The sequence below is a fragment of the Streptomyces sp. NBC_00019 genome (genome assembly GCF_045041015.1).
GTDB lineage: Bacteria > Actinomycetota > Actinomycetes > Streptomycetales > Streptomycetaceae > Streptomyces.
Map to the genome: position 1 here is coordinate 3,978,382 of NZ_CP108302.1, position 25,418 is coordinate 4,003,799.

Below are 25,418 nucleotides of genomic sequence, written 5' to 3' on the forward strand. Positions count from 1 at the left end.
TCAGCCCTGCGTCGGCGTCTTCTTCCGGCGGACGAGCACCAGTGCCGCCCCGCCGATCACCACGAGAGCGATGGCCACCCCCGCGATCACCGGCGTCGCGCTGGAGCTGCCCGTCTCGGCAAGGTTCGTGCCGGCGGCGCCGCCCACCGTCATCGGACTCGGCTCGCTGAGGGTCTGGACCGCGTCCCCGGTCTCGGCGCCCTGCGTCTGGCAGTCGAGGACGCCGGTGAAGCGCTTGTCGAGGCCGCCGGAGCCCGTGATGGTGAAGTCGTACGCCTGGTCCTCCTGGAGCGGGATCGTCACCGTCTGCGACTCGCCCGCCGGGATGCTGTGCTCGACGCCCAGCAGCTCGAAGGTGAAGGCCGCGTCGCCCTCGTTGGTCGCGGTGATGTCCACGCCGCCCCCGGCGCAGTTCTTCGCGGCGGACAGCGCGGTTATGGCGCCCTGGTCCGCCCACGTCGCACTCGCCGTCGCCGAGACCGTCGACTCGCTGGAGCCGGCCAGGATCTGCGTCTGGCTCCGGCTCTCGGAGGAGAAGGCACGGCCCACCGGCACGGTGGTGGAGGCCTGCACGGTCAGCTCGGCCGAGCCGGCCGCCGCGTCCTCGGGCACGTCGAAGAACAGCTCGGCGCCACTCTTCGCCGACGTCAGCGGCTTGCCGTCCTTGCCGACGATCCGTACCCCGCTCGTCTCGGCGTCCGCCGGCGGCGTCACCGTCACGCTGTCCGCGTCGGTACGCACCGTCACCGGACCGAGCAGACCGCCGGGGCGGCCGGAGACCGCGGCGGGGTCGAGGGTCAGCGACGCCCTGGGCTCCGCCAGGTCACGGGCGCTCTTCTGGAGGTAGTCCGCGAGCTTCTCGGCCTGCGGGTCGACGGCGTCGATGTCCGCGGTGTCCGAGTAGCGCCAGATGGCGACCTGCGTGCCGGCCGCCGCGTCCTGCTCGGTGAGGCCGCCGCCGACTCCCGCCTTGGCGGCGAGCGCCGCGAGGTCGTTCACCTGCGGGTAGGAGTTCTGAAGGATCCAGCGGATCCTGCCCGCGTCCTTGTTGACGCCCAGCGAGGTCCCGCTCCAGGGCGTCTCGTGGTACTTGGCGTCCTGCTGCGTGGGGTTGTGGAGGTCGACGCAGTACGTCTGCAGGGTGCCGCCGCCGTCGACGGACATCTCGAACAGGCCCGCCGACACCTCCAGGTCCCCGGAGTCGTCGTGTATGACGGCCGCGCCGTACGTCTTCAGACCGCCCATGGTGGCGGTCGCGCCACCCTGGTTCTGCGCCGTCGCGTCAGCAGCGGCGGCGGCCGTGCCGGCACCGGCCGTCAGCACGCCGGCCGCGACAAGCCCGGACACCAGCGTCGCGGCGGCGCCGCGGACCGCCCTTCGCCTGCACGCGGACAACAACGCAGAAAACACAGAATTCCCCTTCGAGCAGGACCCGTTGACGTGGGGGGAACGGTCCCACCAGCAGAATCAGCAGCCTCTAGAGCTATGCCCGGCATCCTAGGTATGTGCTCGCACCACGATTCCCGGTGATGCACTCGGGCGACCGATCCGACTCGGAATCGTTATCGCCGAGATCGCCTGTGAGCAGGGCTTATCGACAAATCCACCGGGTCGTTCGGTGCGCATTCGCCGATAAGCCGCAGTTCGGTCGGCTGACGTCAGGTCACCGCGGCGATTTCCGGCTCGCGTTGAGCCTCGCTGTCGTCGGCGGGCGTCTCCCAGTTCGGCTCGGGCCGGGACGGCACACCGGTCGTCTCGGGTTTCGGCTCGCGCCGGAACATGGACGTGCCCCGCGCCATGTCGTGCCCGATCGCCACGGCGTCGATGTCCGCCGAGGTCCAGTTCTTCCCGTCGTGCACATCCGTACGGATCTTCAGCCGGCCGTGCACGATGACGGGCTCCCCCACCGAGAGACAGGCCGCCACGTTCGCGGCGAGCTGCCGATTGGCCCACACCGTGAAGAAGTTGGTGTGCCCGTCCTTCCACTCGTTCTTCTCACGGTCCAGATAGCGTGCGGTCACCGCCATCCGGAACCGCGCCGACGAACCGTTCTCCGTCTCCCGGAACACCGGCTGCGTCGCCACGTTCCCCACCACACCGACGATCGTCTCGTTCATCTCGAACCCCTCCCGGATACGCCGAACGGGCCCGTCCCGTACGGCTGCGTCTGCTGCGCCGACCGCATCCGTCGCGATCGCCGTGAAGCCAGACTGCCTCCGCCGGCACGAGCCCGCCGAGCGCTGTGGACCACCGGCCCACCTGTGGAGAACTCCGCCACCCGAACGAACGACGCCCCCTCAGGAAGGCCCCCGAGGGGCACGTCATCGCACCCCGGCCTCCGCCCCCAGCACCCTCCCGTACTGCTCCCGAACCTCCCGGTACCGCAACAACTCCGCCGCCACCGGATCCAGCACCCGAGCCCGCCCGCACCCGGCCGCCGCCTCCCTGAGCCGCCGCTCCGCCTCCATGCCGTACCGCCGCGCAGGCCCCCGCGCCGCCATCTGGCAGCTCCACTCCACGAGCGGCCCACCGATGATCCCGACCACCATCAGCAGCACGGGCACACCGAGGTTCGGCGCCATGAACCCGGCGATCTGGCCCACCAGCCACAGCCCGCCGACGATTTGAAGAAGCGTCATGGATGCCTGCGCGAACACGGCCGCCGGCCACCAGCCCGGCCGGGGCGGCCGCCCCGGCGGCAGCCCCGCCCGCGCGGCCAGCTCGTCCAGCGCCTCGGGCAGCCCCTGCGAGCCCCGTGCGGCCGCCTCCCGCACCGCCTGCGCCCACGGCGGCGCGAGCCCGGCCGAGGCCCGGTCGGCCACCATCCGCACCGCCTGCTCGACACGCTGCCGAGCCGTGGCCTCCTCATCGGCCTGAGCACGCAACGGAAGGCGCCCGGTGGCCGGTTCGAGCCGGTCCTGGTGCCACCGCCACAGCCGTAGCCACGGCGTCCCGCACGCCCGGTTGGCGTTGCGCAGCCACGCCCGCTCGGCCGCCTCGCCGGCCGCCGTCGCACCGACCGCGTCCGCGAGCCGCACGGCGAACTCGTCCCGCGCCTCCTCGCTCAGCCCGGTCCGCCGCCCGGTGGCGTACACGGACCGCAGCCGCCACGCGGCGGCGTCCACGTCGGCGGAGATCCGGCGCCCCGGCGCTCCCCGCTCGGTCACGAACTGGCCGAGCGTCTCGCGCAGTTCCCCCACGCCGTCCCCGGTGAGCGCGGACAGCGCGAGCACGGTCGCGCCCGGTTCGCCGTACTCGCCCAGCGCGATCCCGTCCTCGTCGAGCAGCCGCCGCAGGTCGTCGAGGACCTGCTCGGTGGCCTCCCCGGGCAGCCGGTCGGTCTGGTTGAGGACGACGAACATGACCTCCGCGTGTCCCGCCATGGGCCGCAGATACCGCTCGTGCAGCACGGCGTCGGCGTACTTCTCGGGGTCGACGACCCAGATGACCGCGTCGACGAGGTCGAGGATGCGGTCCACGTGCTCGCGGTGCTGTACGGCCGCGGAGTCGTGGTCGGGCAGGTCCACCAGGACGAGCCCGCGCAACTGCGCCTCCATCTCGGCGTTCTGCACCGGGCGACGCCTGAGCCGGGGCGGGATGCCCAGCCGCTCGATGAGGCTCGCCGCGCCGTCGCTCCAGCTGCACGCGATGGGTGCGGCGGTGGTCGGACGTCGTACGCCCGTCTCCGAGATGGTCACCCCGGCCAGCGCGTTGAACAGCTGCGACTTGCCGCTGCCCGTCGCGCCCGCGATGGCGACGACGGTGTGCTGCCCGGACAGCCTGCGCCGCGCCGCCGCCTCGTCGAGCACCCGGCCCGCCTCGGCGAGCGTCCGGCTGTCGAGCCGGGTCCGGGAGAGCCCCACCAGTTCGCGCAGCGCGTCGAGCCGCGACCTGAGCGGTCCGTCGTACGCGAGCGGCGCGGCGATCTGCGCACCGGAACCCCGTGTCTCGACCACGGCGACGGGCTCCGCCGCGGCAGCCTCGTTGACCCGCCGCGCGATCAGCCCGTCGTCCCACGCGTCCGAGAAGTCCGAGGAGTCCGTACGGTCCTCCCCGCGCGCGTGCTCGTCGCCCGGCTCCTCGGGCTCGTCCTCCACAAGGTCCACGGCATCCCCGCTCTTCACGGCCTCGTCCTCCGCCGGCCCGCCGTCCTCGTCCTCGGAGACGGCGTCCTGCGCGTGATCGGTCTGGTCCTCGTCAGTGACGGCGGTCACCGGTCACCTCTCCTTCTGCAGTACGGACAGCGCGGCGATGAGTTCGGCCTGGGGCTCAGGGTGTACGTCGAGGGCGTCGAGCGGCGCGAGCCGGCGCTCGCGTTCCGTCTGGACCACCCGGTCCAGGTGCTCGGTGAGCAGCCGCCCGCCCCGGTCGCGCAGCCTGAGCGCGCCGTGCGCCCCGATCCGCTCGGCGAGCCCCTCGCCCGCGGAGCGCGCCCGGCGGCCGCCCAGCAGCGCGGTGGCGACGAGCGCGGCGATCACCTCGGGGTCGGGCGCGATGCTGCGGTCGAGGTCGCGCACCTCCTCCTCGGCGAACTCCTCGAGCTCGCGCCGCCACCGTCGTACGGCCATCCCGATCCGGTGTTCGGCACTCTCCAGCGCCGGGTCCCGGCCGGTCAGCTCGGGGGCGTCCGCCGCCGGTTCGCGCCGCCAGGCCTCGTCGACGCGCTCGTCGGCGGCACTGACGGCGCACAGCAGGAGCGCGGCGAGGCTCTCCGTGAGCGCGTCGAGGAGCTCTGCGGCGGAGCAGTCGAGCGGGAACGCGCGCCACCGCTTGAGCGCGTCCCCGGCGAGTACGGCGCCCGCCTGCAGCCGTCCTCGCACGCGCGCGTGTTCGCTGTCGTACGCCCCGTCGACGGCGGCGGTGAGCCGCAGCGCGGCCGCGTACTGGGCGGCGGCGGCGCTGGCCAGCTCGGGCATGCGGGCCTTGAGCGAGTCGAGGACGCCGTGGGCGGTGCGGCCCAGGGTGTGCTGCCGGGCGGCCGGGTCCTGGGCCTGGTGGACGAGCCAGGCCCTGAGCGGTGCGACGGCGGTGGCCGGCAGCAGTCCGCCGCCCCATGCCGACTCGGGGAGCTCGGGCACGGTGAATCGCGGTACCTCGCCGAGTCCGGCCTTGGTGAGCAGCGCCCCGTACTGGCGGGAGACCTCGGAGACGACCTGGTGCGGCACCCGGTCGAGGACGGTCACGAGGGCGGCGTTGTACTCCTTGGCGGTACGCAGCAGATGCCAGGGGACGGCGTCGGCGTACCGGGCCGCCGTGGTGACCATGACCCAGATGTCGGCCGCGCAGATGAGTTCGGCGGCCAGGGTGCGGTTGTCGGCGACGAGGGAGTCGACGTCGGGTGCGTCGAGGAGGGCGAGGCCGGGCGGGAGGGTGTCGGCGGTCTCGACACGCAGCACGCGCGCGGGATCCTCGCCGGGCAGCAGGAGTTCGTCGCTCACGTCCTGGTGCGGCACCCACACGCGCGTGAGGTCGGGCAGTACGCGCATTCCGCTGAACCAGTGATGGTCCTCCGGATGACACACCAGCACGGGTGTCCGCGTGGTCGGCCGCAGTACGCCCGCCTCGCTGACCCGTCTGCCCACAAGGGAGTTGACGAGGGTCGACTTGCCGGCGCCCGTCGAACCCCCCACAACGGCCAGCAAGGGCGCTTCGGGTTCCCTCAACCGGGGCACCAAGTAGTCGTCGAGCTGGGCGAGCAGTTCGTCGCGGTTGGCACGCGCGCGTGGAGCCCCCGCAAGGGGCAGCGGGAAGCGTGCGGCGGCGACACGGTCGCGCAGGGCGGAGAGTGCGTCGAGCAGCTGAGGCCGTACGTCCAAGGTCACCACATGTGAAGAATGCCCAATTTTAGGTGATTTCTGAAGCATATGACCATGTCTGCGCGCCGATAGAACACAAGGGGACGGAAGGGACGACTGGGGCAACGGCACAGTCCAGGCATAACGAGTGCACAACACCCGGGGCGTGAGACGCCAAAAGCGATGCACGATTCGTACCTGCCTGCGATTATCAGGACCGCTTCACCGAACCTCCACATTGAGCCACGGAGGCGAAGCAGCAGGGACAAGGATCCGGGAGCCCTATCCTTGTCCCCGGCAACGTCACGGATCAGCCCACACCCGGGCACCAGGTGCGAGGCCACCACACCGGCCCCCGTAGCTCAGTGGATAGAGCAGGCGCCTTCTAAGCGCTTGGCCGCAGGTTCGAGTCCTGCCGGGGGCGCCGCTCTGTTTTTGGTAACCGCAGGTCAAGGGGCATTTTCCTGGTTTCCCCGCGAGGTCGCGCCCTATCGCGACACCTGTCTACACGGGCACGTATCCGCGGGTGATACCCCGTCTCACCAGGTCTTGGTCGTCTCACCGCACAACCGCAGGTTCGCGCCCCGGGTGTATGTCGCGAATCGCGGAAATTTCACTGTTCCGTTACCACTTGCGCGGGTCTCTCGGGCTTCCGCCGTCCGGCAAGCTCGGTCAGGACGGCCACTGTTGGCCACCACGTCGTTCCGCGACCACGGGTAGGTGGCCCCTCGCGAAGAAGTCGCCCCTTGGCGTGCCTACCCTGACCTGCCTCACGGATACGTTGGTAGCCATGGGCAAGCAGCTGAGCAAGGCACAGCTCGACGAACTGGTCGCACAGGCCACCGTGGATGCCTACGACGACGAGGAGCAGCTCACCGGCCTGTTCACGATGATCGCAGAGCATCTCGCCGTCCCGTTCGAGACGGTCGTTCTCGGGGTGAAAGTCACCGTGAAGAAGGTGGACCTGCTGCCGGGCAGTCGGATCGCGGCGGTCTGCACACGCGACAGGCATCGGCAGGCAATCGGCATCCTCGACCTTCCGCTGCCCGATCCGGCACCCGAGGGAGCCGAGTGGATCGAGGCGTACCGGCGCTGGGGACCGTAAAGGGCCGTCTGGGTCAGCGACCTCCCGGTGACGCGGGCCGGTAGCCGTGCTCCGCGAGCCAGGCCCGGGCCCGGCCCAACTGCCGTTCCGCCGAGAACAACCAGTACCGCTGCAGCTGCGCCGGTGAGGTGGCCAGCATGTCCTTGAAGCGGTGGAACGCCCCCTGCCCCTGGATCGCGATGCCGAGGAACTTGGCCAGGTCCTGGTCATCGAGGGTGACGATGAAGTCCTCCATGTCACGGTAGGCGTCACGCGAACCCGCGCCCGGAACGTGCAGCCAGCACTCGTCGTCCTCCGATTCATCCTCGGACCACGGCAGTTCGTCGTCCACGACAGAGGGGCGGCACTCGCCGGTGTCCAGGTGGATACGACCACCGCTCCAGGCAGGATCGCCTTCCAGCAGGCCGGACAACTCCTCCAGATCCACCGGCAGCGGCCGCAGCGCGAAGGCCACGGAGCCGACCGCGCTGTCGAGCTGTCCGGCGAGCACCTCATCGCCGGGCCAGTCCCGCTCGCGCAGAGCGGCCGCACACCGGGCCGCCGTCTCCGCGGCGCCGGGCACGCCCCGGGAGGCGGCCACGCCGAGCGCGTCGCCGCACTGCTGCAGCACATCACCGAGGTCCTGCGTGCGCAGCACGGCGAGCAGGGACGCACCGTCCTCGGTACGGCAGGCGGCACGGAGCGCCTTGAGCGCGTGCTCGGTCCAGGCCTCGGTCATGTCCGCGAGGCTACGCCGACGCTTATGCCGCAAGCCATCGGCTGCTGTCAGTATGCGGTGGTGGCCATGGAGAGCAATGCCGGGAAGCCCTCCGGCAGGCGGCGACCGCCGGTGTTCGGCCCGGAGCCCTGGCCGCATGCGGCGCCGTCCGGCCGGTGGACGTACTGGGACGTGTGGTTCGCCGTCGTGTGCGTGGTGGACTGCGGGAGTGGCTGGGATGAGTGCGATGCGCGCCTGACGCGGGAGCGGTCCGGCGGGATGATGCACGGGACGTATCTGGAACCCTTGTGGAGCCACCTCCTGGACCTGCGTGAGCGCCTCACGGCGGCTCGGCTGGGCGCGGCCGAGCTGGCCGACGAGGCGGTGCGCGACCCGAAGGTCGTCGCGCGGGCCCGCGCCAAGGTATGGAGGCAGCCGTTGGAGGGGCGGGCGAAGACGGAGGCCATGCGCAGCACTCCCGGTCGGCGACTGTCCGAGCGGGCCCTGACCGGGGCATGGCCACGTTTTCCCGTCTCGCCTCAGGGGCCGTACGAGACGCTTGTCCAAGGGGTGGATCAGGACCGGCACCATGGCCAGCGGGCGACCATGGCACGGGCTGAAGCGCTCATCGAAACCACCATCGGCCAGATCGAGGCGGCAGGCGGCGATCCGGCGCGGCTGCTGGCCGTCCGGCGGGCCGCGCTGACGTGCGGGGTACGGGCGCTGCGCGTGTGCGACGACTCGTGCGGCACCCTGAGCGAGTGGCTGCGCCACGCGGTGGCCGTACGCCGCCGTTCCGTGGCGGCAGGCGTCGATCCCCGCCGAGGTGTTCTGGCGGGACTTCCTCGAAGTCCTCGGTGAGACCGGCGACTTCGGCGGGACCTTCCGGCAGGAGACCCAGGTGTTCCTGCACGCCGGGGTCCAGAGCGATCTGGAACTTGTGGATGATCTGGTCGCGGAGTTGCACCGCGAGTACACCGCGGCTCGCTGGGACTTCCGCGCCCTTGAGGTCCTCGGCCGGCGCGCCTACGCCCAGGTCGCGGCCGGAGCGGTGGACCGGTTCGCCGCCACCGCGGCCATGCTCGGCTCAGAGGACTGGCAGCCCTTGGACGCCATGGTCGCCTGCGCCCTGCGGCGCGGTGATGCCACGACCGCGTGTGCCGTGCTCCGGGCTGCGGACCGGCCGGGGTTTCATCAGGACTGGGTCCGGCGCCGGGCCCGGGAAGTCGAACAAGAAGGACATACATGATGCACACAGGCGACACGGGAGACGTTCGGGATCACCTGCTGGGCTGGCTGCTGCCGGACGGCGACCCGGCCGGCTCGCTCGCCCAGCAGGATGTAGAACGGTTCTGCTGGTACGAACTGCCGGTCAAGTGGGCTGCCGAGCCCGCCGAGTACCCGCACATTCTCGCCATCCTGGCCGAGCTTCTCGACGACGCCGACCGGCCCCGCGCCGCCGCGGTCTGTACGTCAGCGGCCACCCTCGCGATCCTCGACGCGTGGCAGCGCACGTCCGAAGAGGGTCGGGCCGCCTTCCAGCAAGCGGTGGACGCCTCCCCGGTGACCCCACCGGACACCGCACTGCTCGCCTGGGGGCCGGTGATGGGCATCCACGAAGCCGTCGCCCGCAGCAACGCGTCCCGGATGCTGGAACAGGCACTGGACGACGGTGTGCTCGTGCCGAGCGCCCGCGGATACGCCACCGCCCGCACCTTGCACCTGGAACGCTGGCTCACGACCCCGCACCCCGCCCATGACGGCCATGCCCCGCTGGACGCGATCCACAGCGAACGCCGCCGCGCGTGGGCGGAAGCCCCGCCCGCCGCCCGGCGCCGTCTGCGCAGCCGACTGGCCAACCTGCTCGCCACCGCGCCCGAAGTACACGACGACGCGGCCGAACCCCTGCGCTGGCTGCTGGAGTCGACCGGCGACGGCGTGGCACTGACCCAGGCCGGCTACCTGCCCCGCGCCCTGGTCGTCGAGGCCGCCGAACGCTACGACTGGTACCTGCCTGGCATGGTGCCGCGCACCGAGTACGACGTCACTCTCCTCGTCGAACTGCACGAACTGGCCCGCACGGCCCGGCTGCTCGCCAAACGGCACCGCCAGCTCTCCCTGACCACTCGAGGCCGCCGGTACCTCGCTGACCCGGCGCTCCTGCAGGCCACCGCCGCCCAGGCGTGGTTCGGCGACGGCGTCAGGGCCGAGTTCGCCGAAGCCGCCGCGGCGGCCCTGCTCGGCGGGGAGCACACGCTCGACGACCTCACCAGCGCCGTCCACGCCCTGGCCGCCGAGGCGTTCACCCACGCCGACGGCAGCACCCCACAGCCGGACGACACCCGCCACGTCCTGTGGCAGTGGCTGCGCCCCGGCGAGGCGCTCGGCTTCCTGTCCTACCGCGACCGCCGTCGCTCCACCATCGCCCTCACCCCCACCGGCCGCGCCGCCGCCCTCACCGCGCTGCGGGCACGCGCCCACGCACCGAGGAGCACCCCCTGGGCGTGAGCCCCTCACTGCCAAGCCGGCGCGAGCTCCGCCCGCCGACAGCGGCGATAAGGTCCGCCGTGTGAGCGAGTACCAGTACTACGAGTTCCAGGCCCTCGACCAACCGCTCAGCCGCGAGGAACGGGACCGGCTGCGGGCCATCTCCACCCGGGCCGTCATCACCGCGACCAGCTTCACCAACACCTACAACTGGGGTGACCTGAGCGGGAATCCGCGCCGCATGCTCGAGCGCTACTTCGACGCCCACCTGTACGTCACCAACTGGGGCACCCACCGGCTGATGCTCCGCCTGCCCAGGCAGAGCCTGACCCTGCCCATGGTGAAGCCGTACTGCCTCGACCACCACGTCGATGCCTGGGCCACCCGCACCCACCTCCTCCTCGACCTCACCAGCGAGGACGAGGGCGGCGACTGGGTCGAGGGCGCCGACGACTCGCTGGCCGCCCTCATCGGCGTACGCGACGAACTCGCCTCTCCGCACTCGCCGCCTGGGAACTCGAGGACGACGACGAGGACGAGTACCAGTCCTGCCCCGAACCACCCGTCCCAGCCGGCCTCGGCGAGCTCACAGCCCCACAGCGCGCGCTCGCGGACTTCCTACGCGTCGATGCCGATCTGCTCACAGCCGCGGCCCAGGCCAGCCCGCCACGCCCACGAAAGTCGGCCAGGCCCACGAAGAAGGAACTCGCGCCACTGATTGAAGCCCTCCCGGAGAAGGAGAAGGACGCCCTGCTCCTGCGGCTCGCCCTCGGCCCGGAGCCCCAGTCGCGCACCGAACTCCTGCACCGTCTGCGCGGCACTCCCGCCGCCACTGCCGTCCCTGGGCGCCGGTCCGCCGCCCACCTCCTGGACGCCGCTCACGCTCTGCGCAACGAACGCCGACAGCGCGCCGAACACGACCAAGCCGCGGCCCGCGCCCAACACCTGACCACCCTCGCAGACAAGGCCGAAAGCGTCTGGCAGCAGATCGAGGCGCACATCGCCGCCAAGAAGACCGCCGCCTACGACCAGGCCGTCACTCTCCTCGTGGAACTGCGCGACGCATACGCCCACACCGGCCGGGACACCGACTTCCACCAGCGCCTGACCGGCCTGCGTGAGGACTACCAACGCCGCCCCGCCCTCATCCACCGCCTCGACCGCCACAGTCTCCGATAACGACTCCCGCCGCCCCGGTGCACGATGAGCGGGCCGCCATGCTGCATCAGGAGGCGCTGAACGAGGCACCGCCGGACCTTCAGGTGCACAAGCGCACTGTCGGGGGGCACGCCCGCACGGTGCTCAGGGACGACTCGCAGCGCGCCGACCTTCTCGTCCTGGGCGCCGAACACCGCAGCCGGCTCGGGCAGCAGATCAGCCGGGTCGCCCGCGTCGTGCTGCACCACACCGCCTGCCGGTCGCCGTCGTACCGCAGCAGACCTGGCACCCCGGCCCGGCGGCGCCCCGTCACGTGCGGGGAAGGCCGCCGGGATCGACGGCTTCGTTCCGCTGCTGCGGGGCGAGCGCGGCCAGGACCAGGTTCACGGCCTGTTCCGCCCATTCGGCGTGGCCGCCGCGACCGGCCATGTAGTCGGCGTAGAACGGACCGAGCAGCGCGGAAACCGCCGCCTCCAGGTCGCCGTCGGCGCGCACCTGCCCGGTTCGCCGCGCGCGTTCGAGCACGTCGCGCAGCAGGGCCCGGCGGGGCAGCACGGTGCGCTCGCGCAGCAGGGCGAGCAGGTCGGGGGTGTGGGCCTCCTCGGCCAGGCAAGTGCCGATCAGGGCCATGCCGTTGACGCGCTCGATGGTGGCGGCGAAGTCCTTGAGGATGGCCACCAGGTCGGTGCGCACATCGCCGGACGGCGGCGGGGCATCCGCCATCCGCAGCGCGGCCAGTGCGGCGGTGAGCAGATCCGCCTTGGTCTTGAAGCGCAGGTGGATGGTGGACTTGCTGACGTCCGCCGCACTCGCCACCTGGTCCAGCGTCATGCGGACATACCCCTGGGTGGCCAGCAGCTCCAGGGCCGCGGCCAGGATCGCCTCATCCTTCTCGGCCGAGCGGGGCCGCCCGGCCCTCTTGCTGGACTTCGTCGTGTGCATGCCCGCAGCGTAGATGAAGCGAACCGCCCCGTTCGGTTTCGGTTTCCCACCAGGGCCGGACAGCCGGGGCGGGATGCGGCACCGCGGGCCAGGGAGGAGCAGACAAGCGTCCTCGTGGCCGTCCGACCGGCGAGCCGTGGGCGCACGGACGGTGCGGCGGAGCCCCGCCCGCGCGATCCCGGCCCGGTGTGGGCGCTCTAACGGGCGCCCTGGATGTGGAAGTTGAAGTCGGCATGGCCGAGCGTGCCCATCAGACGCAGCCAGATCGGCAGCAGCATCTCGGCGCCCCGGGCACTCTCGATGCCGCCGAGGTCGATGACGGCGCTCTCGGGCCAGCCGACGGACACCAGCAGCCCGGTGACCTGCTTCTTGGCGCCGGCGTCCTCGCCGGAGACGAAGACGTTGTGCGCCCCGGCGACGCGGCCGGGCTCGACCATGACGAAGCAGTTCATGGTGTTGAGGGTCTTGACGACCTTCGTGTCGGGGAAGGCGCGCTGGATCTGTTCGCCGAGGCTGTCGGTGTTGACCGGGTTCAGCGTGGGCGGCATGCCGGCGGAGAAGTCCAGCGGGTTGGCGATGTCGATGAGCACCTTGCCCGCCAGATTGGCACTGCCCGCCGCGTGCAGGGCGTCGAGGGCTGCGACGCCGGCGGTGGTGTTGACGACCGTCTCGCCGAAGGCGGCGGCCTCGGCGAAGGGCTTCAGCGGCACGTCCGCGTGGCCGGTGTGCCAGGTGGCGAACGGCGGGTTGCCCATGGCGTCGCCTTCGGTACGGGCGAGGGTGGCCTGCGGCTCGCGGGTGCCGATGACGACCTCGTGGCCGAGGGAGGCGAGCTTGGCGGCGACGGGCCGGCCGACGATGCCAGTGCCGAGAACGGCGTAACGCATGGAAGCGGTCCTTTCTGAGGTGTGCCGGGTGACGGGCTGCACCGCCATCCGATAAAACTAAACCGAGTCGTTCGGTATTCCAATGCGGAGGATGACAGGATCCGGACGCACGCGGCCGTGCTCCGCTCAGGCAAGCAGGGCAGGCTCCAGCAGGCCGTCTGCCGACGGCCGGCCCGGCGAGGTTTCACCCAGACTCCTCTCGAGCTGATCATCATCCGGGCACTGCGCGGGAGGCTGTGCCCCTGTGCAGGCCCCACCCGGATCCGTCGCCCTGGCGTGGTCTGGTCCGGCCACCGCCGTGCTGCACTGCGACGGCGAGCCCGCAGCGCTGGAGCGTCCGCCGGGCGCAGGGCCCTTGGTGTCGCGGTGTTCACCGCGGGTGGCGACCAGTTGGCTGGTGGGGCGTTCACCACGTACAACGCGATGGGCAGGTGAGCGAGGGGTGGAATGCACCGTGCGGCTGCGGCTGCGGCTGCGGCTGCGCGGGACGGCGAGGTGTGAACTCCCGTCTGTCAAGGCGCGAATGGCGGCACGCGGCGAACTCGCTACCGTGGTCCCCGTCGGCATGGAACCACGAGGGAGACGCGGTGCGACTGCTGTTCGACATCGACGAGACAAGCCAAGAGGACCCCGGCGACGACGGTTCCTTCGAGGATGTCCAGGACGCCATCGTCCGGCTCGTCGCCGAGCGGGAGGAGGCCGGCGGTCGGCCGGTGAACGAGTTCGCGGTCGCCGTCGCCCTGGAGTACCGGCATCAGGGCACGGAAGACGGGCGACTCGCGCTGTGGCGCACCGAGCATGTACGCGCTCTGCTGCGCGAGTGGTTCCCCCGCAAGGTGACCTTGCTCCCCGATGACGAGGAGCTCTCCGACGAGCGCGTCGACGCGCCCGGGGCCGTCTGCGCCCTGGTTGGCTTCCTGGATGCGGCTGGGATCCTCGACCCCCGGTCCGACAGTCCGCAGGCACTGTACGAGGCCGCGGCTGCCGAGCGCGCCGGGTGGCGCCAGGACATGTTCGACCCGCGATTCATGGGAACCGCCAAGTTCCTCATGCTGTCGGCCGCCGAACAAGGCGTCGACGTACGGGACGAGGAGGCGCTGGACAGCTTCCTCACGCTGGTCCGCGACGGCCGGAGCGGTCTCGACCAAGAACAGCTCGCGCAGATCGCCCAGCGGCAGCACATGCAGGAACTGCTCGGCACGGATGGTCCCCTCGCCGGAGCCGGTCCGGGCAACGCCCGCGGCACAGGCAGCCTGCTGCGCGAGCGCACCCCCGTCATCGCCCCCGTCGTCCTCGCGCCGCTCGATGACCTGCAGGAGCAGGCGCGCGGTTCGGTGCTGCTCGGACAACTGGCCACGCTGGTCCACGAGATCGGACCGAGCGGCCGCTCGCTGACGAAGACCGGCCGCCTGCGCATCGTCGACGCACGCGAGCTGGCCCGGCGCCTGGACACCGCGGCCGGAGTGCCGGCCGAGGGCGCCCCCGCGCGGACCACTGCCCCCGTCCACCGCGCGCCCCGGCTCCCGCACCTTCGAGGCGACAACCCCGACGCGGCACGCACGGCGGACGACCTGCCCTGCCTGTCCCTTCTTGTCGCCTGGGCCACCGCGGCACGGTTGATCCGGGTCCGCAAGGGCCGCCTCGTGGCCGTGGCCAAGGCCCGAAAGGACGTGGACGATCCAGCGGCCCTCGCCGCACGCGCCGTACGCTCCCTGCCCGAGCTGCGCGAACGGCTGCTGCCCCACCCGTCCCGCAAGGACGGCGAGGGCGGCCTCGGCGAGTGGTCCGCGCTCTTCCCCCGCTTCGCCGACCTCGTCGCGGACCTGCTCGCCGCCCTGTACGGAATGCCGGTCGCCTCCCCATGGCCGGTGCTGTGGGCGACCGTGCGCGCGGCGTACCTCGACGACCCGTTCTTCGGAGCCGACGACGACAACTCGGTGACGCAGGCGGAGGCACACCTGCGCGGCATCGTCGGCGTCCTTGAGGACCTGGGCGTGGTGAGCGTGACTCGCGGCCGTCCGGACCCGGACTTCTCGGCCCTCGTACGTTCCGGTGCGCTCGTCCCGCCCGGCGAGCGGAATCGACAGCACGCCCTGAAGCGGGCCCTGCTCGGCACAGACGTCGAACTGCTCGACCTCACCCCGCTGGGCACCCACGCGGTACGCGAGCTCCTCCTCTCCCTCGGCCGCCAGTCCCCCGCCGTCGGTGCACTGCGCGACGAACCGGCGCCCCTGCTGCTCAGCGTCCTGCTCGACGAGTACGACACGGACAGCGCACGCGCCGAACTCGCCACATGGCACGGAACGACCGAGCAGCTCCTGAACGCGGTACAGGCCATCCGGCTGCACAGCAGGCGCGCGGCCACGCTCCAACTGCTCCTCGACACTCTGCCGGACGGCCCTCGCTTCATGACACAGGCACGCCAGGACCCGGAACTGGCACCTGCCGCGCTGCTGGCAGCAACGAACACCGGGCTCCTCGACGTCGCCGACCTGGACCAGCGGGAGGTCGCACTGCTCGCCGCCGAAAGCCTGCTGACCGTAAGGGAGTTGGGAGGGGACGAGGAGCTGTTGCGCGGGGCGCGGCGGCCGGGCGACAGCTCGGCCAGGGGGCGGCAGCATGGCAGCGCACCCCTCACACAGATGATCGACCTGGCCCTGGCGTCCGGCCATCCCGACACCGCCGGCCTGGACGGGCTCCGCCACATCGACCTGGCCCCCTTGTCACGGCGGCCGGGCCGGCCCGGCCGTCTCCGCGCCGTACAGGCGCGCAAACAACACCGCGGCAGGGGCGGCAAGGGCAAGCGGCGCAGGCGCTGAACCCCGGCCAAGTGATTCCAGGCGACGCCCCCTGCCCACCGGTCGCGTCGGAACCACGCGGCAGACGGCTCGCGCGGCTCCCCTCGATCTTGTGACACCCGGATGTCCAGCGAGGTCACAGTTCAGGTCGCCCTGGGACGTACGTGGTGGACGGGCGCACCGCCGAGGAGGCGGGGCGCGGCCGAGCGCTTCAGCCGAGGTCCGCCAGGAGCGCGGGAAGCAGGCGCTCTGCCATGACGGCACGGTCCGAGGCGTTCATGGCGCGGGCCAGGGCCGCATCCCAAAGGCTGAGGGCAGTCGGGCCGGTGAGCGGCTGGTCGCCTTCCTCGACCTCTCGGGCGGGCACGTCGGCTCACTCGGCGGGCGCAAGGACACCGCCTCCACGCCGCCCGGCACGTCCCGCAACCACCGCGCTGTGGTACCACCAGACGGGCCGATTGCGGCATGCTGGGGTCATGAACAGGTACGCGGCAGCCAAGCCCTACACCCTGCCGACGGCGCTGGCCGAGCTGGACGGGCCGACGACGGGTACGGTCACGCTGCCCCGGCACCTCGACTGGGGTCCCCGATACGTCTACGACCTGGCCGACCAGGCTGATGTCGTGTTGATGTACGAACGGGTCATCCGTGAGGCCCAGACCCCGGCCGACCTCCAGGCCTACCTGAGCGGCACACTCCTGCGGCAGCTGTGGGCCGAGTTGTTCCTGCCGCTGCCGGCCCGTTCCGCCTGGCAGGCCCGGTTCCCCGAGCTCGCGGCGAAGGCGGCCGCCGCCTAGTGGAGGAACTGCACCGCCGCCTGATCAGGATCGGGCTCGACGCGCTCGCCGAAGACTACGGGTACGCACTCGCGGGCGGCTATGCGATCCAGGCGCATCACATCGTCAACCGTATGAGTGATGACGTCGACCTGTTCGCACCCATCGACCGCGCCACCGACGAGATGCCCGCCGCGGTCGCCCGGCTCATCGAGGCCTACTCCGCGGCCGGATACCTGGTGGAGACAGCCCATCAGGCGCCCACCTACAGCCGGTTGAACGTCACCGACCCCTCCACCGGCGCGCAGAGCAAGGTGGAACTCGTCGCCGAGTTCCTCCACCATGCGCCCGTGCCCTCCGAGTTCGGTCCCGTGCTCCACCGCGACGACGTCGCCGCCGGCAAAACCGGCGCCCTGTTCACCCGGGCCGAGGTCCGCGACGCCATCGACGTCGACGGCCTGCTCAAGACCGGCTACAGCCGCGAGCGGCTGATCGAACTCGCCACACAGAACGACGCCGGATTCGACCGACGGATGTTCGCCGACGCCCTCCGCCGTGTGCAGCGCTACACCGACAAGCAATACGCCGCCTACGGCCTCGACACCCAGGCAGCCGCCGCGCTCCGCCAGCAGTTCAAGGACTGGCAACAACAACTCACCCAGCCCGAATCCGACCAAGATCGCAGCTGAACCAGAGTGAAATCCTCCCGCGCCAGGCTGCTTCGGCTGAGGCGATCCGGCGCGTCATCTAAGCCACGCCGCTGAACCGCCGCCGACGGAAATCAAGTCGGCCACGGCCCGCAGAACGGCGCGGCGTTCGGCCTCTGGGAGGTCCCTCGACACCTGCTGGGTGTGCTCCCGGATGACATCGTGCAGTCGGAAACTGCGTGGTCCGTCGGGGGACTGGACTACGACGGCCAGATGAGCGGTGAGCAGTTCACCCACCGCATCCTCCACGGCCGGCACCCTGGCCGCCGCCGCGAGACCTCCGGTGGCCCGTCGTACCCGGCAGGCAGCCGAACAGCCGGCACAACTGCCTGGCGGGGTCGGAAAGGCCCTGGTAGGCCAGGTCGAGAACCGTGCTCACCGATGGGGTCCCGTCCTCCGAGTGTGGTTAGCCGCCGGTGCCGAATGCCAGTACCGCGTCGTTGAGGCTCAACTGAGGGCGCTTCTTCACCAGCCATTCGCCGGCCGCGCGCAGCGCCAACGGCAGGCCGCTGCAGATCCGGACCAGCGCCCGGGCCGCGCCGTCCGCGTCCGTGACGCGCCAACTGCGTACGAGCTCGACCCCCGCTCGCTCGTCGAGCGATTCGAGGGGGATGGCCACCACGCCGTCCATGGCCACCACGCCGTCCATGGCCACCACGCCGTCCATGGCCGGCTCCGGCAGGCCGGTGCGGCTGGTGACCACGAGCAGACCGGTGGCCGGGGCGGACTTCGGCTGCCTGACGGGCGTTGTCGACGACGAGGGTGTCGCCTCCGGCGGTGACAGTGCTGAAGAGTGCGGTTCGCTCGCGCAGGTCCGTCTGCCCTCTTCCAGGTCGGCGCAGAGGTGACCGCCGGGATAGGACGGCTCAAGCGCCCTGGCGACCCTGTCCGTGCCGAAACCCTGTCCGTGCAGGTCAGGGTTTCGGCACGGACACACCAGCGCAGGGCGACAGGCCAGGATCTCGGCACGGGCCAGGACGCGCTCACCACCTCACGACCGCTCAGGTACCCCGGCGGGCTCGCTCGACGATCTCGTCCTCCGTGAGCGGCACATCGTGGTGACTGAGGCAGACCGGCACCTCGATCTTGCTGAATCCGGTCCCCTCGCTTGCGGCGTTGAACATGCCGGCCTTGAGACCGGCGAGGTTGTCGAGGACCGCGTTCCGCGCCTCCGCCATGGTCTCGACGGCGTTGATCTGAGCGGGAACGGTAAGGCGGCCGATGAACTGGTTCACCGTGTTGCCCAGCGCCTGGTTGTGGATCCCCCTGGGCGTCTGCGAGGCGAGGACCATCCCGAGTCCGTACTTGCGTATCTGGCGGATGAGTTCGACCGTGCTCTCCGTACTCGGATTCGACGCACCGGAGGGCACGAAGTTCTGCGCCTCGTCCATCACCAGCAGCCCGCCCAGGGCACGGTCGCCGACCGGGTGCGCCCGGAACCATGAGAACAAGGTCGCCTGGAGGCGGCGGACGAATTGGGCCCGTCCGTCGCCGGACAGGCCGACGAAGCTGATCACCGAGATACGGGCGGTCTTCCCCGGCGACGGGATCAGGAGCATCCCGGGATCGGCGGGTGCGCCGGACTCCCCGAACAGCGGGTCGGTCTCCATCGCGGCTTCGAGCGTGTCCGCCATCTGAACCGCGAAGCGCCTGGTCCTGCTGTTGACGATGTCGGGCGGGGGCTCGGCGAGCAGCTCGACGAAGCCGGCCAAGGTCTTGCCGCCGTCCCGCGCGTACCATTCGAGGGCACGTTTGAGGACCCCCAGCTGCTGGGTCGCGCGAGCACTGCTGCCCCGTATGCCGGCATGCGGCGCTAGCGATGTCACGGTCGACCTGACCAGACGCGGGAAGTCGTCCTCGTCGTCCAGGACCGGACCGAAGTCGGGGAGCGGGTAGAAGGAGATCGGGCGCCCCCGGTTCAGGCCCGGCGTCCACACCACGACTTCGACATCCGCGAAATAGCGTGGGGCCTCGCGCTCATGTGCGTCCGTCCAGGGATCCGGCGTGCGCGGCCAGGGGTCGCCGAGCCGGGCGAGGTCGTCGTTCGGATCGAGCACGATCGCCGAGACACCGCGCAGCGCACATTGCTCCACGAGCCGCTTGATCATGACCGTCTTGCCCGATCCCGCCGCCCCCACCACCGCGGTGTGCATCCGGAGCCGTTCCATGGGAACCGCGAACGGACGGCGGCCCCGGACCGTGGTGCCGATGACGATCTCGGTACGAGCCGGCTCGGCGTCCTCCGGCATGTCCGCCGCGTCCGCCCCGGAGCCGGTGTCCGTGGCCGTGATGCCGAGTTGCTGCCGCAGATCGGCCAGCACCGGCGCGAAGATCTCTATGCGGGAGGCGGGGCGTTCCTGTCGCAACCATTCGGCCAGGCCTGACGCACGGTCGTCGAGCATGGCCCGCAGAGCGGCCAGGGTCCGGAGATCGGCGGCGCCGATCGGTAACGACACCCCACCCCGCGCCTCGAAGTCGTCCTTGATTTCCTTGGTCTTGGCACCGCTCGGATACGGCATGTTCCGCAGCAGGATCAGACGGCGACTCGCCAGGTGGGCCGCCAGGCCGGCCTCCACAGCCGCGTTGCGTATCCGGGTCTGGGCGGCGCGCGGGTTGTCCGTGGCGATCGCCCGTAAGGACCAGTGGATTTCGTTCTCGCTGGCCTCGTCGACGACATGGCGCAGCCGGGCGTGCAGCGCCGCCTTGCGGCCGAAGTCCGTCTCGATGAGGAACCGCGTCTCGTCCGCACCGAGTTCCTTGACCAGGCTCCGCAGTCCCACGCCCAACAGAGCGGGCATCAGGTCATCCTCGGACGCGGCGCTGAGCGGCCCGCGATCATCGGCCTCGGCGCGGAGCTTTTCGAAGGACTCGGTCAACGCGTTCAGGTTGCCGGCCTGCGCGGGCGTGGGCTGAGCGGCTCCCGTGGGCTCTTCGCCTGTCAAGGAGGTCAGTTCGGAGACTGTGCCGGTCTGTTCACACTCGGCGAGGTGCTTCTCGACGCGATTGAGCAACCGCCGTGCGGTGAAACGGTGGGGCGCTTCGGCCAGCGCGGCCGGGCTGATCGGCCAGGTCGGGTAGGGCGGGGTGAACCCCTCGGCCTCGTAGCCCTGGCGAAATCGGTTACTGATGATGGCGGCGGCGGTGGCCTCGTCGGGAATCGCGCCGAGTGTCGGCAGGACCTCGAACCGATCCAGGGCGGACCGGACCGCCGACCGGGAAATCAGCCCCCAGGTGTCCTGGAGACACGCCACGACCATCAGGGTCCGGCGGGTTTCCTCGCGCAGTTCCATCAAGCCGGCGGCGATGTCGCCGCTCAGCTGCTTCGCGGCCCGGCTCCCGCCGGACGCGGACGACGTCAGCGCGGACGTCTCCGACGCGGACACCAGGTTGTCCAGCTGATCGAAGGCGAAGACCAGCGGTCCGTCGAGGGCGAACAGGCGCGTGAGATCGCGGAGCAGGAGTTGAGCCGGTCGCCGGCGCGGCGACATCCCCCAGGCGGCACGCCGGCCCGGATCGTCGTCGTCAAGTGCGAGGTAGGCCTGGCCGACCCCCGCGGAATCGCCCGTGGAGGCGATGAGCGCCAGCGCGCGGGCCGTATCGGCGGCCTCGTTGCCGACCTGCCGGTCGATTCTCCGGATGCCCTGAACGAACGCGTCGACATGAGCGCGCGTCAACTCGCGCTCACCGATGATGGCGTTGTGGGTCTCCGAGTCGAGGCCGGCTTGGCGCGAAAGCCCGCCGAGGAGGCGAACCAGCTGCAACTGGTCGCCCTCGTCCTTCCGGTACAGACTGTCGACGAGACTGTTGGTGGCGCCCTCCCAGAAGTCCCGGCCGGTCACGAGCTTGATGTAGAAGAAGAAGCCGCCGCGCTCCTGGATCTCGTGGCGGGTCCAGCCGAGCAGATGCGTCTTGCCTGATCCGCGCTCGCCGCACACCACCGCCGCGACCGGCGAGTGGGCGCGCTCGACGGCGCTCATCGCCCTTTCCAGCCGCCGGTACACCTCCCGATGAAGGCCGTCGACGTGGTAGGGAGTCACCGGCGTCCAGACCTCGTCCTGCGTCGGCGCGGTGCTGATGTGGATGGTCTTCAGCGCCGCGATCTCCCTGTTCACGCCGGCCCGATCCGCAGCAGGTGGCGGGGTTCGCCGCCGATGTCGACGGCGGCGTCGCGGTCCTGGTCGCTGAGTGCGCGCTGGTTGAGTTCGGCCATCAGATGTACGTCGGGCTGCTCGATCATCCGGTCGAGTTCGGCGTCGACGACCCCCCGTGGCATGTCTTCGAGCCAGGGGCGCAGCGCCGACAGCTTGACCCAACTGCCTGGTTCGCGGCGCACGGTGAGTTCCGTGTACACCGCGCGGATCCAGCCCTCGACGTCGGGCTTGAAGAACTCACCGAATTTGGTGCCCGAGCGGGCCAGGTACTGTCCGACACTGTCCAGCACCGCATAGAGCACGCCGGCCGGAAACTTCGCTCCGTCCGGGCGTCCGGCCACCAGAGCGGACTCGCACCAGGTCTTGCCCTCGGGCGTGAGCTGGTGCGTGTTGACCGCACCGCGTTTCTTGGTCGCGATCCGCTCGACATCCTGATTCGCTCGTCGGCGTATCTCCGCGCTGACCTCAAGTCCGGCGAGATCGCGCAGTTCACGGTTGGTCACCGGTCGTGCGACCACCATCAGGGCGAACAGCGATGCATGATCGCGTACGGTCAACTCCGTCGGCACAGTACCCCTCCTCGATGAGCCGAAAGCCGTTCAGATGTCGAGCCCTGGCCCGGGCACCAGTTCCACCCGGCCGGTCGCGCTGGACAACTCGCCCGTCACGGTGATCACTTGCCGCTCCCGATGCACGGTGATCGCCCGGTCGTACGAGGCCTGGTCCGGAAGCCGCACCCAGACGGCCCGCCGGACCAGTTCGGCGTGCTCGGTGCGCAACTCGCCGCGTACCTTGATCCGCCACCGGTCGTTGCCGGCCGCGTCGTCGTGCAGCCCCTCGACCACGCCGGAGAGCGTCGCGGCACCGGTGGCGTTGAGGTCACGGAGCCGGTTGGCCGCCGCCGACAGAAGCGATCCCGAGGTCTCGGGGAACGCGACGACGTGGGACGGCGCGTCGAGTGGCTGCGAGCGAGCCCACCGGAAGGTGATCTCGAACGGCTCGCTCCGGGCGGAGCCGGAAAGATCGCTGAGCGCCTTGCACAGATCCGCCGAGACGCCGGCCGTGACGGTTTCGTCGAATGCCGCGGGCTCGTCCGCCGCCACTGCCGCCTGGGCCGCGCTCACCGCTTCATGCATCTGAACCAGCACGGTCCGGCCGGCGATCTGCTCTCCACTCGGGGCCTGAGCCGTCGTATCCGCCGGCACCCGGGTCTCCACGACGTAGCTTCCGGCCTTGGACGGGCCGAGTTCGGCCGCACGCAGGAGGTCACCCACCACGCCCGGTGCCCGGCCGGCGAAGGAGAAGTGCGGACCCTGCACGACGGTGCGCGTCGCCGCACTCAGGAGGTTGCGGACACCCACTACGGCCTGCGCACCTAAGAGGAGCGACGTGTAACCCGGGTCGTGCCCCGCGGGAAACGTCCGGAAATACTGCTTGTCCAGCCGCGGTCTGGCGATCTCCAGGGCGATGTCGCCCGCCGGCCGGTCCTCCAGCGCGGAGAGACAGCGAAGGATCTCCCGGACCCGACGCTCGTTGTCCCCCATACCGTCGCGACCAGGCACCAACACCTCGTAGTCGCCCGGATGGTGCCACACACTCGCGCCACGCCAGCCTCGCGGATCCCGCTCCCAGCCCGTTTCGGCCAGATAGCCGGCGATGTCAGCGACTTTCAGCGGAATCGTCATCTCGGTTCCCCTACCAGTCCGACTGGGTCTCGGTGAGCCGGCGCAGCGAAGAGGCGGTGAGCACGTTCGCTGTCGGAACCCTGACCGGACGTATTCGCTCACGATCAGGATCCTTGATCGGCTCCTCAGAACGAAGCGAGACGAAGTAGCCCAAGTGACGGAGCATGACGCCCTCGGTCGTCATGGCCGCGTACTCCTCCTTGTCCGCGGGGACGGAGACGACGAACAAGAACCGGGGAACGGTGAAGTCGGGGCCGGCGAGCCTGTTGAACTGCCACTCATTGAGCCCGCGGTAGTTCAGATGGCCGGACGATCCGGACGGCTTCGACCATGTCTTGATCTGAGCTTCGATGGTGGGTGACTGCCTCCGTCCGTACCGACCGGTGGCACGGAATCCGAGATCGATCCCATCCGCGTCGAGATCGTCCTGCGAAACGATCAACCCTGCCGCGGAGGCAAGCACACGGACATAGTCTTCGCCGAACTTGCCCTGATGCTGCTTCGCATCGAGCACGAAAGCCCCCCAATGTCCCCCTACTGTGGCACACAGTAGTCGGAATCTTACGGGACGCGCTAACGACTGTCAGGGCCCCATAATGGACCTTCCGACAGGCCTGCGAAACGATGGCCGGCAGGCAGCTGTTCATCCCCGATGCGATGTAGGGGCGGGCCTCCCGCCCCGGCCGGGTACGGACGATGCTGTGGTTGCCGCATCTGGCTCGTTCTCCCGTTCTGGGAAGTCAGGGGGCCTTGATGTGCCACCTGTCCGTGCCCGTGGTCACCGCCCACGGTGCATTCGGAGCCGCCACCCTCGTCCTGATGCTCCTCGCGGCCGGCCGACCCTCGCGCCCGCTCGCTGCGCTCCGGGAGACTTGGTCGTCATCGCGCCGGATGCGGTGCTGGGTGGAGAACGGCGTCGGCACCGAGCCGGTGCGCAGATGTTCGTCGCGCACGGCACGCCAGCCGCTCCCGAAGCGGCGCCTACAACGCCCCCGCCCTGTGGGTGTGGTCACCCCAGCCGGTACACGAGCCGCTGATCCCCAAGTGGATGTACGACGCCCTCACCCAGAGACCGTCGGCCAACCAAGGCTCCCGGGCCGGGAACGCCATCAACGTCCACCCGCAGACGAACCGCACCTACGTGCTGCGCGGCATGGTCCTGCACGCGTGCAACCGGCGCATGTACGGCAAGCACCGCAAGGGCATCACCTACTACTGCTGCCAACCGGAAGCCAACAACCGCGGCCGCCCCGACGCCTACGCCAACCACCCCAAGACCACGTACATCCGCGAAGACCTTCTGCTGGACGCACTGGCCGCCTTCTACACCGATCGCGTGCTCCGCCCTCACCGGCCCGATCTGCTGGCCGCCGCCCTCGAACGCGCCCAGCGCCGCAACGCGAGCCAACGCCAAGGCGAACGAGACCGGCTGCACCTCCTGCTGAACGACTTCTCCCGCCGCCAGCACAACCTCCTGCAACAGGCCCAGAGCTGCCCCGCCGACGACCCCTACGCCACCGCCCTCCGCCACACCTACAACGACCTGGAAGACCAGCGGATCAACGCCCTCAGTGCACTCCGCACTCTCGGTACGGCCACTCCCACCGAGTCAGCCGACACCCTCGCCGAGCTTCTAGACGCCCTCCCCTACCTGGCCCGCCATCTAGCTGACGCCCCCGAACAGCTGCAACGACGCTTGTTCGAATCCACCCAGCTCACCGTCCGCCTCGCTGGAAGCGACGATGTCTCCTTCCAGATCACCTTGCCGAAGCACCAGTGCCGAGCCAGTGCCTCGGCGGCCCTCACGCATGCCGGCCCGTGCTCATGAGTGGCCGCGACCTCCGTTCACGTGCGCCCGATCCACCGTGTCCGGGATCCGGCCGGTCCGCCGCCAGCGGGCCAGAACGGCCCGCCCGTAGTTGTTCGTGCCCGCCACCCGGTCCAACTCCGCGCCACTGCCCACCCGCCCCGCAGCCAGCTCCCGCCGGAAGTGCTCCCACATCACCTCCTCCGCCGTCACCCCAGCAGACCGAGACCCACCATCACCCACTGACCGAGCCTCTGCATGCCCCCTCTCGTCACCGCCTGTCGACTCTCGGCTGCCGCGGCCCGTCTCTCGCCGCACAGTCTCGGTCTCGTCTCGCTCCACCGGGTCCGTCCTGCGACGATCCGCTCCCCTCGTCTCTCGGTCTCGCCGTGAGGCGCCCTCGCGCCGAGTCTCGTCGCGAAG

The 25,418-nt window shown here is 70.7% G+C and carries 24 protein-coding genes, 1 tRNA gene and 1 pseudogene; 12 read left to right on the forward strand and 14 right to left on the reverse strand.

Annotation, left to right across the window (positions count from 1 at the left end):
- The 4 genes from OHU89_RS18795 to OHU89_RS18810 all read right to left on the reverse strand — a co-directional run bounded on the left by OHU89_RS18795 (position 1) and on the right by OHU89_RS18810 (position 5,825).
- Positions 1-1,395, reverse strand: coding sequence for an LAETG motif-containing sortase-dependent surface protein (locus OHU89_RS18795; protein ID WP_405644351.1), 1,395 nt, complete (start codon positions 1,393-1,395; stop codon positions 1-3).
- A gap of 263 nt (positions 1,396-1,658) precedes the next feature.
- Positions 1,659-2,117 carry a single-stranded DNA-binding protein gene (locus tag OHU89_RS18800; protein WP_405644352.1) on the reverse strand — a complete coding sequence of 153 codons (459 nt, stop codon included), beginning with the start codon at positions 2,115-2,117 and terminating at the stop codon, positions 1,659-1,661.
- Positions 2,118-2,321: 204 nt separating this feature from the next.
- Positions 2,322-4,214 carry a YfjP family GTPase gene (locus tag OHU89_RS18805; RefSeq protein WP_405644354.1) on the reverse strand — a complete coding sequence of 631 codons (1,893 nt, stop codon included), beginning with the start codon at positions 4,212-4,214 and terminating at the stop codon, positions 2,322-2,324.
- A gap of 3 nt (positions 4,215-4,217) precedes the next feature.
- Complete coding sequence (locus tag OHU89_RS18810; RefSeq protein ID WP_405644356.1) at positions 4,218-5,825, reverse strand: dynamin family protein; 1,608 nt, start codon at positions 5,823-5,825, stop codon at positions 4,218-4,220.
- Positions 5,826-6,146: 321 nt separating this feature from the next.
- Between OHU89_RS18810 and OHU89_RS18815 the strand changes: the two genes are divergently transcribed.
- Together OHU89_RS18815 and OHU89_RS18820 are read left to right on the forward strand one after the other, a co-directional pair.
- Positions 6,147-6,219 (forward strand) — tRNA-Arg (locus OHU89_RS18815).
- 366 nt (positions 6,220-6,585) lie between these two features.
- Positions 6,586-6,900, forward strand: a complete 315-nt coding sequence (locus OHU89_RS18820) for a hypothetical protein (protein ID WP_405644357.1) — start codon at positions 6,586-6,588, stop codon at positions 6,898-6,900.
- Between the two features lie 13 nt (positions 6,901-6,913).
- Here the strand turns inward: OHU89_RS18820 and OHU89_RS18825 are convergent, their stop codons facing one another.
- Positions 6,914-7,618, reverse strand: coding sequence for a UPF0158 family protein (locus OHU89_RS18825; protein ID WP_405644359.1), 705 nt, complete (start codon positions 7,616-7,618; stop codon positions 6,914-6,916).
- A gap of 66 nt (positions 7,619-7,684) precedes the next feature.
- Between OHU89_RS18825 and OHU89_RS18830 the strand changes: the two genes are divergently transcribed.
- The 6 genes and pseudogenes from OHU89_RS18830 to OHU89_RS18855 all read left to right on the forward strand — a co-directional run.
- Positions 7,685-8,458, forward strand: a complete 774-nt coding sequence (locus tag OHU89_RS18830) for a hypothetical protein (RefSeq protein WP_405644361.1) — start codon at positions 7,685-7,687, stop codon at positions 8,456-8,458.
- A complete protein-coding gene (locus tag OHU89_RS18835; RefSeq protein ID WP_405644362.1) occupies positions 8,424-8,846 on the forward strand; it encodes a hypothetical protein in 423 nt (140 codons plus the stop codon). Before OHU89_RS18830 ends, OHU89_RS18835 begins: the two co-directional genes overlap by 35 nt.
- Positions 8,843-10,105, forward strand: a complete 1,263-nt coding sequence (locus OHU89_RS18840) for a hypothetical protein (protein WP_405644364.1) — start codon at positions 8,843-8,845, stop codon at positions 10,103-10,105. Before OHU89_RS18835 ends, OHU89_RS18840 begins: the two co-directional genes overlap by 4 nt.
- Positions 10,106-10,166: 61 nt before the next feature.
- Complete coding sequence (locus OHU89_RS18845; RefSeq protein ID WP_405644366.1) at positions 10,167-10,802, forward strand: hypothetical protein; 636 nt, start codon at positions 10,167-10,169, stop codon at positions 10,800-10,802.
- A 329-nt stretch (positions 10,803-11,131) separates the two neighbouring features.
- Positions 11,132-11,263 carry a hypothetical protein gene (locus OHU89_RS18850; protein WP_405644368.1) on the forward strand — a complete coding sequence of 44 codons (132 nt, stop codon included), beginning with the start codon at positions 11,132-11,134 and terminating at the stop codon, positions 11,261-11,263.
- 38 nt (positions 11,264-11,301) lie between these two features.
- Positions 11,302-11,439 (forward strand): annotated as a pseudogene (locus tag OHU89_RS18855) (universal stress protein); the annotation flags it as partial.
- A 112-nt stretch (positions 11,440-11,551) separates the two neighbouring features.
- On the opposite strand, the gene OHU89_RS18860 reads toward OHU89_RS18855, so the two are convergent.
- Entirely contained in the window at positions 11,552-12,184 is a 633-nt protein-coding gene (locus OHU89_RS18860; protein ID WP_267017331.1) for a TetR-like C-terminal domain-containing protein, read from the reverse strand.
- Positions 12,185-12,381: 197 nt separating this feature from the next.
- The gene (locus tag OHU89_RS18865) at positions 12,382-13,071 is read right to left on the reverse strand and encodes an NADPH-dependent F420 reductase (RefSeq protein WP_405644370.1); all 690 of its coding nucleotides are present in this window, start codon (positions 13,069-13,071) and stop codon (positions 12,382-12,384) included.
- Between the two features lie 587 nt (positions 13,072-13,658).
- Between OHU89_RS18865 and OHU89_RS18870 the strand changes: the two genes are divergently transcribed.
- Positions 13,659-15,890 carry a hypothetical protein gene (locus tag OHU89_RS18870; RefSeq protein WP_405644372.1) on the forward strand — a complete coding sequence of 744 codons (2,232 nt, stop codon included), beginning with the start codon at positions 13,659-13,661 and terminating at the stop codon, positions 15,888-15,890.
- Positions 15,891-16,080: 190 nt separating this feature from the next.
- On the opposite strand, the gene OHU89_RS18875 is transcribed toward OHU89_RS18870, so the two are convergent.
- Positions 16,081-16,236, reverse strand: a complete 156-nt coding sequence (locus OHU89_RS18875; RefSeq protein ID WP_405644374.1) for a DUF2399 domain-containing protein — start codon at positions 16,234-16,236, stop codon at positions 16,081-16,083.
- Positions 16,237-16,345: 109 nt separating this feature from the next.
- Here OHU89_RS18875 and OHU89_RS18880 point away from each other — a divergent pair, with 109 nt between their 5' ends.
- Together OHU89_RS18880 and OHU89_RS18885 are read left to right on the forward strand one after the other, a co-directional pair.
- Complete coding sequence (locus OHU89_RS18880) at positions 16,346-16,666, forward strand: hypothetical protein (protein ID WP_405644376.1); 321 nt, start codon at positions 16,346-16,348, stop codon at positions 16,664-16,666.
- On the forward strand, positions 16,666-17,334 hold the full coding sequence (locus tag OHU89_RS18885; protein ID WP_405644378.1) for a nucleotidyl transferase AbiEii/AbiGii toxin family protein: 669 nt from the start codon (positions 16,666-16,668) through the stop codon (positions 17,332-17,334). Before OHU89_RS18880 ends, OHU89_RS18885 begins: the two co-directional genes overlap by 1 nt.
- A gap of 424 nt (positions 17,335-17,758) precedes the next feature.
- Here OHU89_RS18885 and OHU89_RS18890 read toward each other — a convergent pair whose 3' ends face one another.
- From OHU89_RS18890 to OHU89_RS18910, 5 genes are all read right to left on the reverse strand, one after another.
- Positions 17,759-18,055, reverse strand: coding sequence for a hypothetical protein (locus tag OHU89_RS18890; RefSeq protein WP_405644380.1), 297 nt, complete (start codon positions 18,053-18,055; stop codon positions 17,759-17,761).
- Between the two features lie 298 nt (positions 18,056-18,353).
- Positions 18,354-21,464, reverse strand: coding sequence for an ATP-binding protein (locus OHU89_RS18895; protein WP_405644382.1), 3,111 nt, complete (start codon positions 21,462-21,464; stop codon positions 18,354-18,356).
- Positions 21,461-22,072 carry a hypothetical protein gene (locus OHU89_RS18900; protein ID WP_405644384.1) on the reverse strand — a complete coding sequence of 204 codons (612 nt, stop codon included), beginning with the start codon at positions 22,070-22,072 and terminating at the stop codon, positions 21,461-21,463. The genes OHU89_RS18895 and OHU89_RS18900 overlap by 4 nt, the downstream gene beginning before the upstream one ends.
- Positions 22,073-22,102: 30 nt before the next feature.
- The gene (locus OHU89_RS18905) at positions 22,103-23,188 is read right to left on the reverse strand and encodes a hypothetical protein (protein ID WP_405644386.1); all 1,086 of its coding nucleotides are present in this window, start codon (positions 23,186-23,188) and stop codon (positions 22,103-22,105) included.
- A 10-nt stretch (positions 23,189-23,198) separates the two neighbouring features.
- A complete protein-coding gene (locus tag OHU89_RS18910) occupies positions 23,199-23,702 on the reverse strand; it encodes a DUF4365 domain-containing protein (protein ID WP_405644388.1) in 504 nt (167 codons plus the stop codon).
- Between the two features lie 534 nt (positions 23,703-24,236).
- On the opposite strand from OHU89_RS18910, the gene OHU89_RS18915 reads away from it, so the two are divergent.
- The gene (locus tag OHU89_RS18915) at positions 24,237-25,016 is read left to right on the forward strand and encodes a hypothetical protein (protein ID WP_405644390.1); all 780 of its coding nucleotides are present in this window, start codon (positions 24,237-24,239) and stop codon (positions 25,014-25,016) included.
- On the opposite strand, the gene OHU89_RS18920 is transcribed toward OHU89_RS18915, so the two are convergent.
- Positions 25,011-25,190 (reverse strand): hypothetical protein, encoded by a 180-nt coding sequence (locus OHU89_RS18920; RefSeq protein WP_405655106.1) that lies wholly within the window; start codon positions 25,188-25,190, stop codon positions 25,011-25,013. The genes OHU89_RS18915 and OHU89_RS18920 overlap by 6 nt on opposite strands.
- Between the last annotated feature and the right edge of the window lie 228 nt (positions 25,191-25,418).

Bases quoted from the DNA above. Each gene is read 5' to 3' on its own strand.
- OHU89_RS18840 (WP_405644364.1), top strand. From the start codon at position 8,843: ATGATGCACACAGGCGACACGGGAGACGTTCGGGATCACCTGCTGGGC.
- OHU89_RS18880 (WP_405644376.1), top strand. From the start codon at position 16,346: ATGAACAGGTACGCGGCAGCCAAGCCCTACACCCTGCCGACGGCGCTG.
- OHU89_RS18820 (WP_405644357.1), top strand. From the start codon at position 6,586: ATGGGCAAGCAGCTGAGCAAGGCACAGCTCGACGAACTGGTCGCACAG.
- OHU89_RS18905 (WP_405644386.1), bottom strand. From the start codon at position 23,188: ATGACGATTCCGCTGAAAGTCGCTGACATCGCCGGCTATCTGGCCGAA.
- OHU89_RS18915 (WP_405644390.1), top strand. From the start codon at position 24,237: ATGTACGACGCCCTCACCCAGAGACCGTCGGCCAACCAAGGCTCCCGG.
- OHU89_RS18800 (WP_405644352.1), bottom strand. From the start codon at position 2,117: ATGAACGAGACGATCGTCGGTGTGGTGGGGAACGTGGCGACGCAGCCG.
- OHU89_RS18830 (WP_405644361.1), top strand. From the start codon at position 7,685: ATGGAGAGCAATGCCGGGAAGCCCTCCGGCAGGCGGCGACCGCCGGTG.
- OHU89_RS18860 (WP_267017331.1), bottom strand. From the start codon at position 12,184: ATGCACACGACGAAGTCCAGCAAGAGGGCCGGGCGGCCCCGCTCGGCC.
- OHU89_RS18865 (WP_405644370.1), bottom strand. From the start codon at position 13,071: ATGCGTTACGCCGTTCTCGGCACTGGCATCGTCGGCCGGCCCGTCGCC.
- OHU89_RS18920 (WP_405655106.1), bottom strand. From the start codon at position 25,190: ATGTGGGAGCACTTCCGGCGGGAGCTGGCTGCGGGGCGGGTGGGCAGT.
- OHU89_RS18825 (WP_405644359.1), bottom strand. From the start codon at position 7,618: ATGACCGAGGCCTGGACCGAGCACGCGCTCAAGGCGCTCCGTGCCGCC.